This is a genomic window from Amycolatopsis plumensis (assembly GCF_042652605.1).
Taxonomy (GTDB): domain Bacteria; phylum Actinomycetota; class Actinomycetes; order Mycobacteriales; family Pseudonocardiaceae; genus Amycolatopsis; species Amycolatopsis plumensis.
Genome location: NZ_JBHSJY010000001.1, coordinates 393,249 through 410,000 on the forward strand (window position 1 = coordinate 393,249; position 16,752 = coordinate 410,000).

General features: G+C 69.3%; 12 protein-coding genes and 2 rRNA genes. 7 read left to right on the forward strand and 7 right to left on the reverse strand.

Going from position 1 to position 16,752, the window contains the following annotated elements:
- Positions 1-69 precede the first annotated feature (69 nt).
- Both ACFPLC_RS01975 and ACFPLC_RS01980 read right to left on the reverse strand, forming a co-directional pair.
- Entirely contained in the window at positions 70-1,500 is a 1,431-nt protein-coding gene (locus tag ACFPLC_RS01975; protein ID WP_378198122.1) for a SagB/ThcOx family dehydrogenase, read from the reverse strand.
- 51 nt (positions 1,501-1,551) lie between these two features.
- The gene (locus tag ACFPLC_RS01980; RefSeq protein WP_378198120.1) at positions 1,552-3,849 is read right to left on the reverse strand and encodes a TOMM precursor leader peptide-binding protein; all 2,298 of its coding nucleotides are present in this window, start codon (positions 3,847-3,849) and stop codon (positions 1,552-1,554) included.
- A gap of 241 nt (positions 3,850-4,090) precedes the next feature.
- Between ACFPLC_RS01980 and ACFPLC_RS01985 the strand changes: the two genes are divergently transcribed.
- From ACFPLC_RS01985 to ACFPLC_RS02010, 6 genes are all read left to right on the forward strand, one after another.
- Complete coding sequence (locus ACFPLC_RS01985) at positions 4,091-4,780, forward strand: winged helix-turn-helix transcriptional regulator (RefSeq protein WP_378198118.1); 690 nt, start codon at positions 4,091-4,093, stop codon at positions 4,778-4,780.
- Between the two features lie 121 nt (positions 4,781-4,901).
- Positions 4,902-5,474, forward strand: a complete 573-nt coding sequence (locus tag ACFPLC_RS01990) for a hypothetical protein (RefSeq protein ID WP_191307850.1) — start codon at positions 4,902-4,904, stop codon at positions 5,472-5,474.
- A 130-nt stretch (positions 5,475-5,604) separates the two neighbouring features.
- The gene (locus ACFPLC_RS01995; RefSeq protein ID WP_378235668.1) at positions 5,605-6,798 is read left to right on the forward strand and encodes a copper resistance CopC/CopD family protein; all 1,194 of its coding nucleotides are present in this window, start codon (positions 5,605-5,607) and stop codon (positions 6,796-6,798) included.
- A 107-nt stretch (positions 6,799-6,905) separates the two neighbouring features.
- Positions 6,906-7,625, forward strand: coding sequence for an MgtC/SapB family protein (locus ACFPLC_RS02000; RefSeq protein WP_378198333.1), 720 nt, complete (start codon positions 6,906-6,908; stop codon positions 7,623-7,625).
- Positions 7,626-7,745: 120 nt separating this feature from the next.
- Complete coding sequence (locus tag ACFPLC_RS02005) at positions 7,746-8,759, forward strand: coiled-coil domain-containing protein (RefSeq protein ID WP_378198114.1); 1,014 nt, start codon at positions 7,746-7,748, stop codon at positions 8,757-8,759.
- A gap of 7 nt (positions 8,760-8,766) precedes the next feature.
- Positions 8,767-9,474, forward strand: coding sequence for a CPBP family intramembrane glutamic endopeptidase (locus ACFPLC_RS02010; protein ID WP_378198112.1), 708 nt, complete (start codon positions 8,767-8,769; stop codon positions 9,472-9,474).
- A gap of 1 nt (position 9,475) precedes the next feature.
- Here ACFPLC_RS02010 and ACFPLC_RS02015 read toward each other — a convergent pair whose 3' ends face one another.
- The 3 genes from ACFPLC_RS02015 to ACFPLC_RS02025 are packed head-to-tail and all read right to left on the reverse strand — an operon-like array spanning position 9,476 to position 12,069.
- The gene (locus tag ACFPLC_RS02015; protein ID WP_043785431.1) at positions 9,476-9,757 is read right to left on the reverse strand and encodes a metal-sensitive transcriptional regulator; all 282 of its coding nucleotides are present in this window, start codon (positions 9,755-9,757) and stop codon (positions 9,476-9,478) included.
- Between the two features lie 54 nt (positions 9,758-9,811).
- Positions 9,812-11,866, reverse strand: a complete 2,055-nt coding sequence (locus ACFPLC_RS02020; protein ID WP_378198110.1) for a heavy metal translocating P-type ATPase — start codon at positions 11,864-11,866, stop codon at positions 9,812-9,814.
- Positions 11,863-12,069, reverse strand: a complete 207-nt coding sequence (locus tag ACFPLC_RS02025; RefSeq protein WP_325153889.1) for a heavy-metal-associated domain-containing protein — start codon at positions 12,067-12,069, stop codon at positions 11,863-11,865. The genes ACFPLC_RS02020 and ACFPLC_RS02025 overlap by 4 nt, the downstream gene beginning before the upstream one ends.
- A 77-nt stretch (positions 12,070-12,146) precedes the next feature.
- On the opposite strand from ACFPLC_RS02025, the gene cobF reads away from it, so the two are divergent.
- Positions 12,147-12,908 (forward strand): precorrin-6A synthase (deacetylating), encoded by a 762-nt coding sequence (gene cobF / locus ACFPLC_RS02030; RefSeq protein WP_378198107.1) that lies wholly within the window; start codon positions 12,147-12,149, stop codon positions 12,906-12,908.
- Between the two features lie 279 nt (positions 12,909-13,187).
- Here the strand turns inward: cobF and rrf are convergent.
- Both rrf and ACFPLC_RS02040 read right to left on the reverse strand, forming a co-directional pair.
- A 5S ribosomal RNA gene (gene rrf / locus ACFPLC_RS02035) occupies positions 13,188-13,304 on the reverse strand.
- A 73-nt stretch (positions 13,305-13,377) separates the two neighbouring features.
- Positions 13,378-16,500 (reverse strand): 23S ribosomal RNA (locus ACFPLC_RS02040).
- Between the last annotated feature and the right edge of the window lie 252 nt (positions 16,501-16,752).

The window sequence follows — 16,752 nt, forward strand, 5'->3', positions numbered from 1 at the left end:
AATCTCCCCAGACGTCCGCCCGGCAAATCTAACAGCCGAAACCGCGATCCGGGCGTTCCCGCCGCAGGCTCACCCGGGCAAGTTCAGGACACATTCGCCGACGCTGACCTCGGCGGGCCACCTCAGCTTCAGCGCCCGGTCGACGCGGTCGCCGGCGTCCACGGGCACGGCGTGCGCGGTCAGCCCCATGGCCTTCGCGGCGAGGGAGAACACCTGCTGCAGCGCCCCGACGTGGAGCAGGGTCGTGGCGTACGCCGCCCCGCCGAGGACCCAGGCGATCCGCGACATGCGGGCCGTCATCGTCAGCAGGACCGACGGCCGGGCGTGGCCGCCCGCGGCGACCATCGCCATGTCCAGCAGGCCGTCCAGGACCGGGAGGTCGTCGTTGATCAGGGTGAGCGTGTGCCACAGCGGGTCGTAGTGGTAGATCCCGCGGGTCAGGTCGTCGCAGCGGTTGATGCCGACGTAGATCTCGAGCTCGTACAGGCAGGCGACGCTGAAGTACGGCCGTTGCGACGCCTCGTGCGCCGGGCCGCCGGGCAGGTGCGCCGGGCCGACCGAGCGGACCCGGGCCGCCCGGAACAGGAACTCGCCGATCTGCCGCGCCGGCAGGGCGCGCTCGCTGCACTCCGGGCGGGTGTGGTCGCGCTCGAGCAGGCTGGTCAGCGTCGGGTCCCTGGCCGCCAGCACGGCCGGGTCCGGCCGGTACAGCGGGAACGTCGGCCCCGCGGTGACCTGCTTGACCACGGGTGGCTCGCGCATCTCGCGAGCCGCGTCCGGATCCGGCGCCGCCCCCTTCTGCCAGGTCCGGCTGCGGGTGTGGAACAGCAGGTCGCCCGGCGACCAGACACTGAGGTCGGGCCCGCCGGACTCGGCGAACCCGCCGTCGGGCCGGGCGAGCAGCACCACCCCGGCGGCGACCAGGAAGGACAGGACGTCGGCCACGACGGCCGAGGGCACCCCGGCCGTCCCGGCCAGCTCGTCGACCGTTCTCGGCGCGGCCAGCGACGACGCGATCACCACGGCGGGCGAGCTGGACAAGGCGACCTTGTACCGCGCTCCCGCCGACTCGGCGAGCAGCGTGCCACCGTCGGCGCGCAGCGAGGTGAACCGCGAGAGCCGGACGCGCCGCGCCGCCGGCAGCGGGCCGACCGGGAACGCGGGGTTCTGCGTCACCGGGATCGCCGACAGCAGCGGCCCCTTGCCGTCGTTGAGCGCGAGGGAGTGCACCACCGAACCGGAGAGCCGGGTGAGCACCTTCCGCAGCGACACCCACGACTCGTCCTGGCCGTCCACGGCCAGGTTGGCCATGGTCACCGGGCCGAGCGCCATCCGGTCGAGCGACGCGCGGACTTCCTCGGGCGTGCCGGGGAACTCGTACTCCCCCCACCACGTGACGGCGACGAGCGTCCCGTCGTCCGCGGCTTCGAGCAGGGTGTCCTCGGTCAGGGACAGCAACCGGATCGTTTCGGCGCGTCCCTCCGGGCTGTCGGGAGTCAACGGGTGCTCCTACGCGAGGGGTGAAGTGCTCTTCCGGGACACTCCAGGGTGCTAGAGGAAGATGGGGAACGGATTGAGCCGCTCGTACGGCGTCGGCTCGGCGAGCCTGCCCAGCCGCACCGGAACGTCGAACAGTCGTCCGGGCGCGTAGCGGGCCCAGAACGGCCGCAGCCCCGGCGCGAGCACCTTGACCACCGGGATCCCCACGTCCGGCCGGGTCTGGTCGAGCACGAGCAGTTCCGTGCCGGCCGCCGCCAGCGTCCGGCCCAGCACCACCACGTCGTCGCGCACGTCCGGGCGGTGGACGAACCGGAAGTCCGCCGGGACGCGCATCCGCACGCCGGCGGCGGGCCGGAGGTACGGCTGGTTGGCGACCGTCGCGTACCGGAGCCAGCGGGCCGCGTCCGGATCGTCGAGCTCGTGTCCGAACTGGAGCACGTCGGGGATCATCTGGTTCAGCTCGGTGACCGCGCGGCGGAGGGCGATCCGCGGGTCGAGGTGGGCCCCGAAGCCGAAGATGACGTGCTCGTGCGGCCCGTCGGTGCGCCGCGAGAGCGCCACGACCACCGGGACGCCGAGGTCCGACGTCACGTCGAGCGCCCACAGCTCGCGGCCGATGCCCGCGTAGCCGCCGATCATCTCCTCCAGCCACGGGTCGCCGAAGGACGCGAGATCCACCCCCGGCACCGGCGTCCGGTTGTACCACCACAACGCGACGGCGTCCCGTTCGACGAGCTCCAGGGTGCCTTGCAGGACGGCGTCCTCGAGGCTGCTGCCGGCCGCCGCGCCGTTGGAGTCCGGGCGCAGGCCGCCGATCCCGCAGCCGGTGGGCGCGCCGTAGTACAGGGACCCGGTCGGCAGGAGGCGGCGCCGGCCCGCCAGCGTCCACACCGGGGTCCAGTCGATCGCGGCCGAGGTGTCGAAGGGCGCGCCGACGTGCTGGAACAGTCCGTGCGCCGCGTTCCAGGCCGCGCGCTCCCGGTACTGCCGCTCGGCGAAGAGCATGCAGTCGTTGGGGTGGACCGCCTCCGCGCCGAGGTCGTCGAACGAGGCCCGGATCCGCAGTTCGTCACCCTGGAAGTTGCCGGAGAAGCGCTCCGCCGCTTCGCAGAGCGCGCCGACCTCGGCGTCGAGGGGACTGACGCCCTTGCCGCCGTTCTCCCCGCGCAGCCCGGCCTGCAGCCCGACGACGCCGGTGAGGGCGCGGGCGATGTTCGTCCCCGACCGGTAGGCGTTGACGAACGGCGGCGCCGCCGGGTCGGGCCGGACCGCCTTCACGACCCCGGTGACCGGGCTGACGAGGTGCCGGTACCGCTCGAGCATCTGGGCCGGCGTCGCGGTGCGGTGCCCCCCGCCGACCGAGGTGGCCTTCCGGGCCTCCCGCAGCTCGATCGGCCGGGCGGACCGCTGGGTCACGAGCGTGGCGTCCCCGCAGCCGGGGCACTGCGGGCGGCGGCGCAGCTCGTGCAGCTCGCCCTGCAGGCTGAGGGTGTCGAGCACCCAGACGCTCTCCTGGCCGCGGTGGCGGTAGCCGGCCAGCCACTTGCTGGCCTCCAGCGCCACCAGGTGGGCCGCCGCCGCGGTGAGCGGCGGCAGCGCGGCGGCGGGGTGGCGCGCGGGGCCGACGTGACCGAGGACCTCCTGGGCGCACGCTTCGGCGTGCCGGTGGGCCCACAGCCGGTTGGTCAGGCACAGCCAGCACGCCGACTCGTGCGGCCGCAGCACCGGCCCGATCCAGACCTGGGCGCCGAACGGGCGCGCCAGCAGCCACGGCCGTCCGGTGCGGCGGTGCTCGGCGTCGACCTCGCCCAGCCGCGGGTCGAGGTAGTCGGTGCACAGCACCACGCTCAGGTCGGGCTCGCCGGTCCCGCCGACGACGTCGAGGGCCGCGCCCGCCAGCGCCTGCTCGACGGGCCGCGTGTCGACGTCCTCGCCGACCGCGATCAGCCGGACGCTGCCGCGGGTGTCGCCGGCCGCGACCTCGCCGGCGTCGATGCCGCACGCGTCCCAGTAGGCGAGCTCCCGTTCGTCGGCCCCGGGCCCGGCCACCTCGCGCACGGCCACCAGGCCCGCCTCGACGAGCTGGGCCACCAGGGCCGCGACCTCCTCGGGCGCCATCCCGTCCGGCCGCGCACCGAGCACGTCGGCCAGTTCCCACGTCCCGTCCAGCAGCGGCGCGAGCGATTCGATGCGGGCGCCCCGCATCGCGATGACCCCGCGTTCGGAGAACAGGTAGGCGCCGTTGCCGTTGCTGACCTCGGCGCGCAGGTGCCGTTTGAAGCCGAGCACGCGGCCGCGCGCGTGCGAGGTCGACGGGTGGAAAGCGGGCTGCACGGCCGATCCGCTCATTTCAACTCCCTGCCGCCGGTGCGCACAAACCGAGAAACCGGATTCTTCTCCGGCGGCCGGACCTGCGGCCAGTGCGCGGCGCACCTGCCCGGGATGCGAAACACACGGCATTCCCCGTGGAATCCACAGCGAAGGCATGCACACCGCACTGGCCCGGCGGCCGAGCGGGTCGTCAACCTGGATCCCGAGCGCGCTTGCCGACGGGGTGCGCGTCCGATGCGACCCACAGTGAGGACCGAGTATGACGACCACACGCACCTACGGACAGTTCTGCGGGCTGGCGCGTGCTCTCGAAATCATCGGCGAGCGGTGGTCCATGCTCGTCATCCGCGACCTGATCCTCGGCCCGAAGCGCTTCACGGACCTGCAGCGAGGCCTGCCCCGCATCCCGGCGAGCATCCTGTCGTCCCGGCTCAACGAGCTGGAGCAGGCCGGCGTCGTCCGCCGCCGCGTCCTGCCGCAGCTCGACGCCGGCCTGGTCTACGAGCTCACCGAGTACGGCAGCGAACTGGACCACATCCTGCTGGACCTCGGGCTGTGGGGCGCGCGCTCGCTCGGCTACCCGAAGGGCGACGACGTCTTCACCACCGACGCCGCCATCCTCTCGCTCTACACGACGTTCCAGGAGGAAGCCGCGCGCGGCGTGCACATGACGTACGTGGTGCGCCACAGCGACTCGCTGATCGTCCACGCCATGATCGACGACGGAACGCTGAAGGTGAGCAGCGGCGACCACCCCTCGGCGGACATCGTCATCGAGCCGCAGGGGCCGGTGCTGATCGACCTGTTCAACGGCAACCTGACCGCGGCCGAGGCGATGGCGTCCGGCCGGGTGAAGATCGAAGGCGCGTTCGCGCACCTGGAGCTGTTCACCAAGCTGTTCCGGATCCCCCCGAAGCCGGAGCTCTCCGACGGCCTCATCCTGCACTGAGCCGCCCCGGGTGCGGCCGGCCGACCCGGCGAAATGGGCAATCCGGAGTAACGGAGCGGGCCGCCGGGAGGTTTATCGTCGGAAAGCCGAGATTCGGTCCTTCGAGAAGGGGCACTTGCGCATGTCGACCTCCGAGTTCGTTCGGCCGGCCGGCTTCCTGGGGACGCTCAACGGGAAGTACCACAACCGGGCCCTCGCCGTGTTCATGGTGATCGTGGTGGCCCACTGGGCCGAGCACATCGTCCAAGCCGTGCAGATCTACGGGCTCGGGTGGCCCACCTCGCGGGCGCGGGGAGTGCTCGGGATGCCGTTCCCGTGGCTCATTTCGCAGGAATGGCTGCACTACGGCTACGCGCTCGTGATGCTGGTGTTCCTGTGGATCCTGCGGTACGGCTTCGCCGGCCGGTCGCGGCAGTGGTGGAACCTCGCGCTCGCCATCCAGTTCTGGCACCACATCGAGCACCTGCTGCTGTTCATCCAGGCGCAGTCGGGCTGGCGGCTGGCCGGGCAGAAGGTGCCCACGAGCATCATCCAGCTGCTCGTGCCGCGGGTGGAGCTGCACCTGTTCTACAACACGATCGTCACCATCCCGATGATCGTCGCGGTCGTCCTGCACCGGCGTGCCTCGGTCGCCGAGCACGAGCTGAGCGGCTGCGTCTGCGGGCTGCCGAAGGCCGCCCTCGCCGCGTCGTGAAGCGAGCGCTGGCCCTGCTGGCCTTCCTCACCGGCTGGCTGGTGCTCGGCGCCGTTCCGGCTTCGGCCCACGTCGAGATCGTCTCGTCGGCCCCGGGGACGGCGCCCGCCTGAGCGCGGCGCCGCCCCTGGTGGCTGTCACCCTTTCGGAGAACATCGGGATCCAGCCCGGGTCGATCAAGGTCGTCGACCTCGAAGGCCACCAGGTGGACTCCGGGCCGGTGTTCCAGCCCGGCGAGGTCCCCGAGCAGGTCGGGGTGCGGCTGCGGCCGGGCCTGCCCGACGGCAGCTACCTGGTCGAGTACGCCTTCGTCTCGGCCGACTCGCACCCTGTCCGCGGCACCTTCGCGTTCGTCGTGGGCACCGGGCCGCTGGTGACCTCGGCGGGCGCGGTGTCGGCGGCCACCGGCACCGACGCGGTGGTCGACGCGACGTCGACGGCGGTGCGCTGGCTGGCCTACCTCGGCGTCGTGCTCCTCGGCGGGCTGGCGTTCGTGGTGCTGTGCCGCCCGGCCGCCCGCACCGACCGCCGCGCCCGCCGGCTCCTGACCGCGGGCGCCGGGCTGGTCGCGGTGACCACCGTGGCCGCCTTCGTGCTGCAAGGGCCGTACGCGGCCGGGCGGAACCTCGAGGCGGTGTTCGACACCGGCCTCCTGGCGGACACCCTTCGCGTCGCGTACGGCAAGCTGCTGCTGCTCCGGCTGGCCGCGGTGGCCGTGCTGGCGCTGCTGCTGCCCCGGCTGCTGCGGCCGGACCTGCCGGAACGGCTGCGCTCCCGCTACGAGAACCTGGCCGTGGTGACCGGCTTCCTCGTGCTCCTGACGTTCTCGGCCACCGGCCACCCGGTCACGGACCCGGTGATGTTCTTCTCCGTGTCGGCGGACCTGGTGCACTTCGGCGCGATCGCGGTCTGGGCGGGCGGGCTGATCCAGCTCGCCCTGTGCCTCCACCGGCCCGCCGAGGGAGAGGACCTGGTCCCGGTCGCGACGCGGTTCTCGCGCATCGCGGCGGGAGCGGTGACGGCGATCGCGATCAGCGGCGCCGTGCTGGCGTTGCGGATCATGCCGTCGGTGTCGTCGCTCTGGACGACGAAGTTCGGGCTGCTGGTGCTGCTCAAGGTGGGTGGCTTCGCGCTGCTGCTGGTGGTGGCGAGCCGGTCACGCCGGGTGGTGCACCGGAGCCTGGCGGTCCCGCCGTCGGGCACCACGACGGTGACGGCCGACCTGCGGAGGCTGCGCCAGGCGGTGGCGGTGGAGGTCCTGCTCAGCACGGTGGTCCTGGCCTTGGCGGCCCTGCTGACGGTGACCCCGCCCGGCGGCGGCTGAGCGGCGCCCCGGCTCCCGGCCGGTTCGCCGCGCCCTGGCACGATCACCCCGGTATTCCCTGGTGACGACCCCGCGGGCCGGCACCCCGAACACCGGAGGTCGTGACCTTGCCCACCCTGTGGTCCACGTCGGCGCAGTGGGAGCTGCTGCCGCCGGTGCTGCTCGCGCTCCTGCTGAGCGTCGCCATCGGCCTCGAGCGCGAAGCCGCCATGAAGGCCGCCGGGCTGCGGACGCACGCCCTGGTCGGCGTCGGCGCGGCCGTGTTCATGCTCGTCTCGAAATACGGCTTCGCCGACCTGCTCGGCCTCGACCGCGTTTCGCTCGACCCGTCGCGGATCGCCGCGCAGATCGTGTCCGGGATCGGGTTCATCGGCGGCGGCCTGATCTTCGTCCGGCGCGACGCGGTGCGCGGCCTGACCACGGCGGCGACGATCTGGCTCACCGCCGCCGTCGGCACCGCGTGCGGCGCCGGGCTGCCGGTGCTCGCGGCCGGCACGACGATCGGGCACTTCGTCGTGACGCGCGGCCTGCCGCCGCTGCAGCGGTTCGTCGCGCGGCACCGGCGGGAGCCACCGGTGGTCCGGCTGAGCTACTTCGACGGCCAGGGCGTCCTGCGCGCGGCCCTCGCCGTGTGCACCGGGCGCGGCTGGTCGGTGCACCACGTCGACGTCGACCACGAGTCTCTTTCCGAAGAGGGACAACGGATCGCGGTGGTGACGCTGCGCCTGGAGGGGCGCGGTGATCTTTACGACCTCGCCGGGGAGCTGGCCGAACTGCCCGGCGTGCGGAGCGCGTCCACCGGCCGCGGGGAACCGTTCGACGAATGATCGCCCGCCCGGGCAGCGCGCGGCGGCCGGTTTGCGGCACACTGGGGTGCACGTGAGATTCCCCGGCACCGCAACGAAAACGCGCGGGCGGGGAGAAACCATCCAATTCGGAGGTGAGGCATGGCCCCCGGCGGTGGCGAGGACGTGGCGCAGGCGCAGCCCGGATTCGACCTGGCGTGGCGCGGTTTTCACCGCGCCCAGGTCGCCGAATACGTCGAGTGGGCCGAGGCCGAGATCCGGAGACTCACCGCCGAACGCGACACCGCGCGCCGGCGCGGAGCCGCGCTCGCCGAGGAGAACGGTGAGCTCCGCGTGAAGATCGACCGGATCAGCATGACCCCGATTCCGGCGGACGCGCTGCAGGAGCGCTCCCGCCGGATGATCGAGCTGACCCGCGAGGAAGCGGCGGAAATCACCGCACAGGCAAGGGAAACGGCGGCGCGCATCCGGCGCGAGGCCGAGGCGGAGGCCGTCCGGCTCACCGAGGAGGAACGCCGCCTGGTCGCCGAAGCCGAGGCCGAGGCCGAACGGCGGCGGACCGAGCACGAGGAGTTCGTGCGCGCGGCCGAGCAGCGCCGCCGTGAGCTCGACGAGGCCGCGGCGCACCGCCGGGCCGAGCTGGAGGAAGACCACAAGCGGGCCATGACGGTCCGGCGCGCCGACGCGATGCGCGAGCTGGCCGAGCAGGAAGCGGCCGCCCGCGCGAAGGCCGCCCAGCTGGTCGCGACGGGTGAACGCGAACTGGCGTCGGCGCGGGAGAGGGCCGCGCAGCTGGTGACGGACGCAACCCGCAACGGCGAAACCTTGGTCGCGGACGCAACCCGGCGCAGCGAAGAACTCGTCGCGACCGGCGAAGGCGAACTCGCCTCGGCACGCGAGAAAGCCGCGCAGCTCGTCGCCGACGCGACCCGCCACGGCGAAACCCTGGTCGAGGCCGCCCAACGCGAGGTCACGACGTTGCAAGAGGTCCGCGACAAGCTCCACGCGAGCCTGGCCGGCTGCCGGGCGCTGCTGGCCGACGCGGCGGTGGCGCTCGACGAACGCCCGGGCCCGTTCGACCCGGAAGCGACGTTGCCGATGTCGAAGAGAGTGCCGATCCAGCGCCGGTCACCGGTGCCCGACGCGGTCGGCTGAGCCGGCGTTGACCGACGCCGCCCCGGCCCGGTCCCGGCGCGTGCCGGCGGTGGTCGTGGCGGTGCTGACGCTGGCCGCGTCGACCACCCTGGCCAACCGCGTGCTGCCCGGCTGGGCGTACCCGCTGTGCGGCTCGGTCGCGGCGCTGGTCCTGGTCCTGCTCGGCCGCGCCGCCGGGTGCACCTGGCGTGACCTGGGCTTACGGGGTTTCCGCCGTCCGGCGCTGGTCGGTCTGGCGGGGGCCGGGCTGGTCGCGCTGGTGTTCGGGATCGCGCTGGCGGTCCCCGCGCTGCGGACGGTCTACCAGGACGGCCGGGTCGGCGAACCGGACCTGGCTCAGCTGCTGTGGCTGACCTGCGGCCGCATCCTGTTCGGGACGGTTCTCATCGAGGAAGTGGCGTTCCGCGGCGTGCTCCCGGCCCTGTTCGGCGCGGCCGACGACCGGTGGCGCTGGGGACCGATCGCGGCGGCCGCGGCGCTGTTCGGGCTGTGGCACGCCCTGCCGGCCCTGGCGATCGGGCGCAACGCGGCGGTCCACGCGGTGTTCGGTGCGACGCCGGCGGTGGTGCTGCAGGTGCTGGCCATGGCCGCCGCGGGCGTGGCGGGCATCTTCCTGCACTGGTGGCGGCACGCGGGCCGCGGCGTCCTGGCGTCGGTGATCGTGCACTTCACGACGAACGCGGGCGGCCTGACGCTGGCCGTCCTGGTCCGCTGAGCTAGGAGCGGACCAGCCGCGCGATCGCGTCCGAAGCTTCCCGCACCTTCAAGTCTGCCTCTTCGCCCCCGGCCGCCGCGGCCTGGACCACGCACGTCGCCAGGTGCTCGTCCAGCAGCTCCAGCGAGAACGACTGCAGGGCCTTCGTCGCCGCCGAGACCTGGGTCAGGATGTCGATGCAGTACTTGTCCTGCTCGACCATCCGCTGCAACCCGCGGATCTGCCCCTCGATCCGGCGCAGGCGCTTCAAGTACGCGTCCCGCTCGCTGCCGTAACCCGTCATCGCCCACCTGTCCCCGTCGTCGGCTCTCCCCGCCGACTATACCCTCCCGGGGTGTCAGCGGAAGCGGCGCAACCGGAGGCTGTTGCTCACCACGAACGCCGACGAGCAGGCCATCGCCGCCCCGGCGATCATCGGGTCGAGGAAGCCGAGCGCGGCCAGCGGCAGCGCCGCGACGTTGTACGCGAACGCCCAGAACAGGTTGCCCTTGATGGTCGCCAGCGTGCGGCGGGCCAGCCGGATCGCGTCACCCGCGGCGCGCAGGTCGCCGCGCACCAGCGTCAGGTCGCTCGCCTCGATCGCCGCGTCGGTGCCGGTGCCCATGGCCAGGCCCAGGTCGGCCTGGGCGAGCGCCGCCGCGTCGTTGACGCCGTCGCCGACCATCGCCACCCCGTGCCCCTCGGCCTGCAGCCGCTGGACGACCGCGACCTTGTCCTCCGGCATGACCTCGGCGACGACCTCGTCGATGCCGGCCTGCGCGGCGATCGTCTTCGCCGCGATGGCGTTGTCGCCGGTCAGCAGCACCGGCGTCAGGCCGAGTTCGCGCAGTTCGGCGACCGCTTGCGCGGACGTCGGCTTGATCGTGTCGGCGACGATCAGGAGCCCGCGCACTTCGCCGTCCCAGGACACGCCGATGCCGTCCTCCGCCCGCCCGACGCTGACGGTGTGGCCTTCGACCACGCCGGTGACGCCGACGCCCGGCGTGCTGCGGAAGTCCGTGACCGCGGGAAGCGCGCCGAACCGCTGCTTCGCCGCTTCCGCGATGGCGCGGCCGATCGGGTGCTCGGAGGCGGCCTCGACGGCGCCCGCCAGCCGCAGCACCTCGCCGTCGCCTTCGACGAGCGTCATCCGGCCGGTGGTGACCGTGCCGGTCTTGTCGAGGACCACGGTGTCGACGCGCCGGGTGGACTCGAGCACCTCGGGGCCCTTGATGAGGATGCCGAGCTGGGCGCCCCGGCCCGTGCCGACGAGCAGCGCCGTCGGCGTCGCGAGGCCGAGCGCGCACGGGCAGGCGATGATCAGCACCGCGACCGCGGCGGTGAACGCCTGGTCCGGGCGTCCGCCGGTCGCGAGCCAGACCACCAGCGTGGCCAGCGCCGCGAGGACGACCAGCGGGACGAACACGGCCGAGACGCGGTCGGCGAGCCGCTGGGCCTCGGCCTTGCCGCTCTGGGCGGCCTCGACGAGCCGCGCCATCTGCGCGAGCCGGGTGTCGTCACCGACGCGGGTGGCCCGCACGACCAGGCGCCCGCCGACGTTGACGGTGGCGCCGGTGACCACGTCACCCGGGCCGACCTCGGCCGGGACGGATTCCCCGGTGAGCATGCTCGTGTCGACCGCGGAGCCGCCTTCGGTGACCACGCCGTCGGTGGCGATCTTCTCGCCGGGCCGGACGAGGAAGAGGTCGCCTTCCCGGAGATCGGCGACCGGGACCAAGTGCTCCTCGCCGTCGCGGAGCACGGTGACGTCCTTCGCGCCGAGGTCCATGAGCGCGCGCAGGGCGGCGCCGGCGCGGCGCTTCGCCCGCGTCTCGAAGTAGCGGCCGGCCAGGATGAACGTGGTGATCGCCGCGGCCACCTCGAAGTACAGGTGGTGGTGGCCCCCGCCGAAGACGAGGGCGTACAGCGACCAAGCCACGGACGCGACGACGCCGAGCGAAATCAGCGTGTCCATCGTCGCGGTGGCGTGCCGCAGGTTGACCGCGGCGGCGCGGTGGAACGGCCACGCGCCCCAGGTCACGACCGGGGCGGCGAGGGCGAGCGCGACCCACGCCCAGCCCGGGAACTGCCAGGCCGGGACCATCGCGAGCGCGATCAGCGGGACGGTCAGCCCGGCCGAGACGAGCAAGCGGGTGCGCGGCGTCTCGTCCGGCGCCTCCGGCTCGGGGAGCCGCACCGAGTAGCCGGCGGCTTCGACGACGGCCTTGAGGTCGTCGACCGACAGCCGGGTGGGGTAGCTGACCTGGGCCTTCTCGGTGGCGTAGTTGACCGTCGCGGTGACGCCGTCGACCTTGTTGAGCTTGCGCTCGACGCGGGCGGCGCAGGAGGCGCACGTCATCCCGCCGATGGCGAGCTCGACGCGCGCGGCGGTGGTCACGTCGGCTGGGCTCACGCGACCAGGCGGTAGCCGGCCTCGGTCACGGCGGCGGCGACCGCGTCGGTGGTCAGCGGGGTGTCGCTGGTCACGGTCACGCGCCCGCTCTCGACGTCGACGTCCACGCTGCGGACGCCGTCGAGCTCGGAGACCTCCTCGCGGACCGAGGTGGCGCAGTGCCCGCAGGTCATGCCCTCGACGGTGTAGGTCGTTTCGGCCATTTCCCGCTCCTTTCGTCTCCTTCCTTTATACCCATCGGGGGTAGGGGTTCTCCATCGGGGGCGGTCAGACTCGCGGCATGCGGAAGCTCTACGCGATCGGGATCGGCGCCGGCGACCCGGAGCACCTCACGGTGCAGGCGATCGATCGGCTCAACCGCGTCGACGTCTTCTTCGTGCTCGACAAGGGCTCCGAGAAGGCCGACCTGGTGCGGCTGCGGCAGGAGATCCTCGACCGGTACGTGACCCGCGAGTACCGCGTGGTGCTGGCCTCGGACCCGCCACGCGACCGCACGCCGGCGGACTACCGCGCGGCGGTCGCCGACTGGCACGCGGCGCGGGCGGAGGTGTACGAGTCGCTGATCCGGTCGTCGCTGGGGCCGTCCGAGTCCGGCGCGTTCCTGGTGTGGGGTGACCCGTCGCTGTACGACAGCACGATCGCGCTGATCGAGGCGGTGCTGGCGCGGGGGAATGTTGCGTTCGAGTACGAGGTGGTGCCGGGGATCAGCAGCATCTCGGCGCTGGTGGCCCGTCACCGGACGACGATGAACCAGATCGGCCGCGCGGTCCAGCTGACGACGGGCCGCCGTCTAGCGTCCGGCTGGCCGGACGGGGTCGACGACGTGTTCGTCCTGCTGGACGCCCACACGACGTTCGACCGCTACGTCGACGAGGGGCTCCACATCTTCTGGGGCGCCTACGTCGGCACGCCGCACGAGATCCTGCGTTCGGGCCCGCTCACGTCGGACCTGGCCGAGGAGATCCGGCAAGTCCGGGCAGAGGCGCGGCAACGCCACGGCTGGATCATGGACACCTGCCTCCTGCGCCGCCCAGCCCCCTGATGCCCCTTCAATCACACGTGATGCCCTTCCAATCACACGTGATGCCCCGCTGATCACGCGAGTTCCGCCCCCAATCACGCGAGTTCCGGGTCTGATCACGCGAGTTCCGTCTTGGCTCGCGTCCACGGCGGGCGGCGCGAGGCATCACGCGTGATCCGGGAGGCTTCATGCGTGTCTGGAGGGGCATCACGGCGCCGGCTGAGTCGGCGGGCGGGCATGAAAAAGGGCCTGGGCCGGGAGACATAGTCTCGACCGGGCCCAGGCCCTTTCTCAAAGTAAGTTCGGCGGTGTCCTACTCTCCCACAACCCTTCGGTTGCAGTACCATCGGCGCTGTCAGGCTTAGCTTCCGGGTTCGGAATGGGACCGGGCGTTTCCCTGACGCTATAACCACCGAAACACTCCGAAACAACACACACGATACTTCTCGTGTGGTGTTTCAGAACCGTAGAGTGGATGCGTAACATCTTCGTAGGCAAGTCCTCGGCCTATTAGTACCAGTCAACTCGACAACACATTACTGTGCTTCCATTTCTGGCCTATCAACCCAATGGTCTGTTGGGGGCCTTAACCCACATGGGGTGGGATACCTCATCTTGGAACAGGCTTCCCGCTTAGATGCCTTCAGCGGTTATCCCTTCCGAACGTGGCCAACCAGCCATGCCCTTGGCAGAACAACTGGCACACCAGAGGTTCGTCCGTCCCGGTCCTCTCGTACTAGGGACAGCCTTCCTCAAGTATCCTACGCGCGCGGCGGATAGGGACCGAACTGTCTCACGACGTTCTAAACCCAGCTCGCGTGCCGCTTTAATGGGCGAACAGCCCAACCCTTGGGACCTACTCCGGCCCCAGGATGCGACGAGCCGACATCGAGGTGCCAAACCATGCCGTCGATATGGACTCTTGGGCAAGATCAGCCTGTTATCCCCGGGGTACCTTTTATCCGTTGAGCGACACCCCTTCCACCAGGAGGTGCCGGATCACTAGTCCCGACTTTCGTCCCTGCTCGACATGTCTGTCTCACAGTCAAGCTCCCTTGTGCACTTGCACTCAACACCTGATTGCCAACCAGGCTGAGGGAACCTTTGGGCGCCTCCGTTACCCTTTAGGAGGCAACCGCCCCAGTTAAACTACCCATCAGGCACTGTCCCTGAACCAGATCATGGCCCGAGGTTCAGATTCCCAATTCGACCAGAGTGGTATTTCAACAACGACTCCACCACAACTAGCGTTGCAGCTTCACAGTCTCCCACCTATCCTACACAAGCCGAACCGAAAACCAATACCAAACTATAGTAAAGGTCCCGGGGTCTTTCCGTCCTGCCGCGCGTAACGAGCATCTTTACTCGTAGTGCAATTTCGCCGGGCCTGTGGTTGAGACAGCCGGAAAGTCGTTACGCCATTCGTGCAGGTCGGAACTTACCCGACAAGGAATTTCGCTACCTTAGGATGGTTATAGTTACCACCGCCGTTTACTGGCGCTTAAATTCTCAGCTTCGCCCCGAAAGGCTAACCGGTCCTCTTAACGTTCCAGCACCGGGCAGGCGTCAGTCCATATACATCGTCTTGCGACTTCGCATGGACCTGTGTTTTTAGTAAACAGTCGCTTTCCGCTGGTCTCTGCGGCCACCCACCCCTAGCTCGAGAAGAGCTTCAGGATGTTTGGCCCCCCTTCTCCCGAAGTTACGGGGGCATTTTGCCGAGTTCCTTAACCACAGTTCACCCGATCGCCTTGGTATTCTCTACCTGACCACCTGTGTTGGTTTGGGGTACGGGCCGTGCATGCACTCACTAGAGGCTTTTCTCGGCAGCATAGGATCACTCTACTTCGCCTCAAACGGCTACACATCACGTCTCAGCCTATATGAGTGGCGGATTTGCCTACCACTCGGCCTACACGCTTATACCAGGACAACCATCGCCTGGCGGAGCTACCTTCCTGCGTCACCCCATCGCTTGACTACTACGAAATCAGGTCCCACGCTCCACACACCAACCTCCGTCCGAAGACATTGGCTGATGGCTTTGGGTGGTTAGTATCAAACGCCTCGTCATGGGCGCACATGCTCGGGTACGGGAATATCAACCCGTTGTCCATCGACTACGCCTGTCGGCCTCGCCTTAGGTCCCGACTTACCCTGGGCGGATTAGCCTGGCCCAGGAACCCTTGGTCATCCGGCGGCAGAGTTTCTCACTCTGCATTCGCTACTCATGCCTGCATTCTCACTCCCACACCCTCCACGACTGGCTTCCGCCGCCGCTTCCCTGGATGCAGGACGCTCCCCTACCCATCCACACCACTAGACACAACCCTCAAGGAGTTGAGCCGATGTATTGTGTGAATGACACAGCTTCGGCGGTGTGCTTAAGCCCCGCTACATTGTCGGCGCAGGACCACTTGACCAGTGAGCTATTACGCACTCTTTCAAGGGTGGCTGCTTCTAAGCCAACCTCCTGGTTGTCTGGGCAATCCCACATCCTTTCCCACTGAGCACACACTTAGGGGCCTTAGCTGGTGTTCTGGGCTGTTTCCCTCTCGACGACGAAGCTTATCCCCCGCCGTCTCACTGCCACGCTCTCACTAACCGGTATTCGGAGTTTGGTTGATTTCGGTAACCCGGTAAGGCCCCTAGACCATCCAGTAGCTCTACCCCCGGCAAGAAACACGTGACGCTGCACCTAAATGCATTTCGGGGAGAACCAGCTATCACGGAGTTTGATTGGCCTTTCACCCCTACCCACAGCTCATCCCCTCAGTTTTCAACCTAAGTGGGTTCGGGCCTCCACGACGTCTTACCGTCGCTTCACCCTGGCCATGGGTAGATCACTCCGCTTCGGGTCTAGACCACGCGACTATAGGCGCCCTATTCAGACTCGCTTTCGCTACGGCTACCCCACACGGGTTAACCTCGCCACGCAGCACTAACTCGCAGGCTCATTCTTCAAAAGGCACGCCATCACCCAACAAGTAGGCTCTGACGGCTTGTAGGCACACGGTTTCAGGTACTCTTTCACTCCCCTCCCGGGGTACTTTTCATCTTTCCCTCACGGTACTCGTCCGCTATCGGTCTTCAGGAAGTATTTAGGCTTACCGGGTGGTCCCGGCAGATTCACAGCAAATTCCACGAGCTCGCTGCTACTCGGGAACACCACCAAGACCAACAACAGCAGTTTTCGCGTACGGGGCTCTCACCCACTCCGGCCGCCCATCCCAAGGCGTTCCACTAACCACTGCGCAAATCCGAAGGAATGTCAGTCCCTTCAAGGCGGGTCCCACAACACCACGCACACAACGCCTGACAGCTTGACATGTGCGAGGTTTAGCCTCTTCCGCTTTCGCTCGCCACTACTCACGGAATCACGGTTGTTTTCTCTTCCTGCGGGTACTGAGATGTTTCACTTCCCCGCGTTCCCTCCACACACCCTATATATTCAGGTGCGGGTAACACCACATCACTGGTGCTGGGTTTCCCCATTCGGAAATCCTCGGATCACAGCTCGGTTGACAGCTCCCCGAGGCTTATCGCAGCCTCCTACGTCCTTCATCGGCTCCTGAAGCCAAGACATCCACCATGTGCCCTTAACAACTTGACCACAAAGATGCTCGCATCCACTCTACAGTTCTCAAACACCACACCAGAAACAAACGTCCCTCTGGGGCGAGTAGCCCCAAGGCGTGTTGCCTCAGGACCCAACAGTGTGCATGTGAACAACCACCCTCCCCGGCGCCGGCTCAGCGTTCCACGCGGTAAACCGCAGTACTAACCAAGGCATTGCCGACCAAGAGTGACCATAACCAGTAGTTCCACAATTCCTTGAGCAACCAGAGCAAAACCACGTGCGGGT

What these genes read in the sequence shown, in the direction of transcription:
- ACFPLC_RS01980 (WP_378198120.1), bottom strand. Translation starts at nt 3,849, where the DNA reads ATGAGCGGATCGGCCGTGCAGCCCGCTTTCCACCCGTCGACCTCGCAC.
- ACFPLC_RS01985 (WP_378198118.1), top strand. Translation starts at nt 4,091, where the DNA reads ATGACGACCACACGCACCTACGGACAGTTCTGCGGGCTGGCGCGTGCT.
- ACFPLC_RS01990 (WP_191307850.1), top strand. Translation starts at nt 4,902, where the DNA reads ATGTCGACCTCCGAGTTCGTTCGGCCGGCCGGCTTCCTGGGGACGCTC.
- ACFPLC_RS02005 (WP_378198114.1), top strand. Translation starts at nt 7,746, where the DNA reads ATGGCCCCCGGCGGTGGCGAGGACGTGGCGCAGGCGCAGCCCGGATTC.
- ACFPLC_RS02015 (WP_043785431.1), bottom strand. Translation starts at nt 9,757, where the DNA reads ATGACGGGTTACGGCAGCGAGCGGGACGCGTACTTGAAGCGCCTGCGC.
- ACFPLC_RS02025 (WP_325153889.1), bottom strand. Translation starts at nt 12,069, where the DNA reads ATGGCCGAAACGACCTACACCGTCGAGGGCATGACCTGCGGGCACTGC.
- cobF (WP_378198107.1), top strand. Translation starts at nt 12,147, where the DNA reads ATGCGGAAGCTCTACGCGATCGGGATCGGCGCCGGCGACCCGGAGCAC.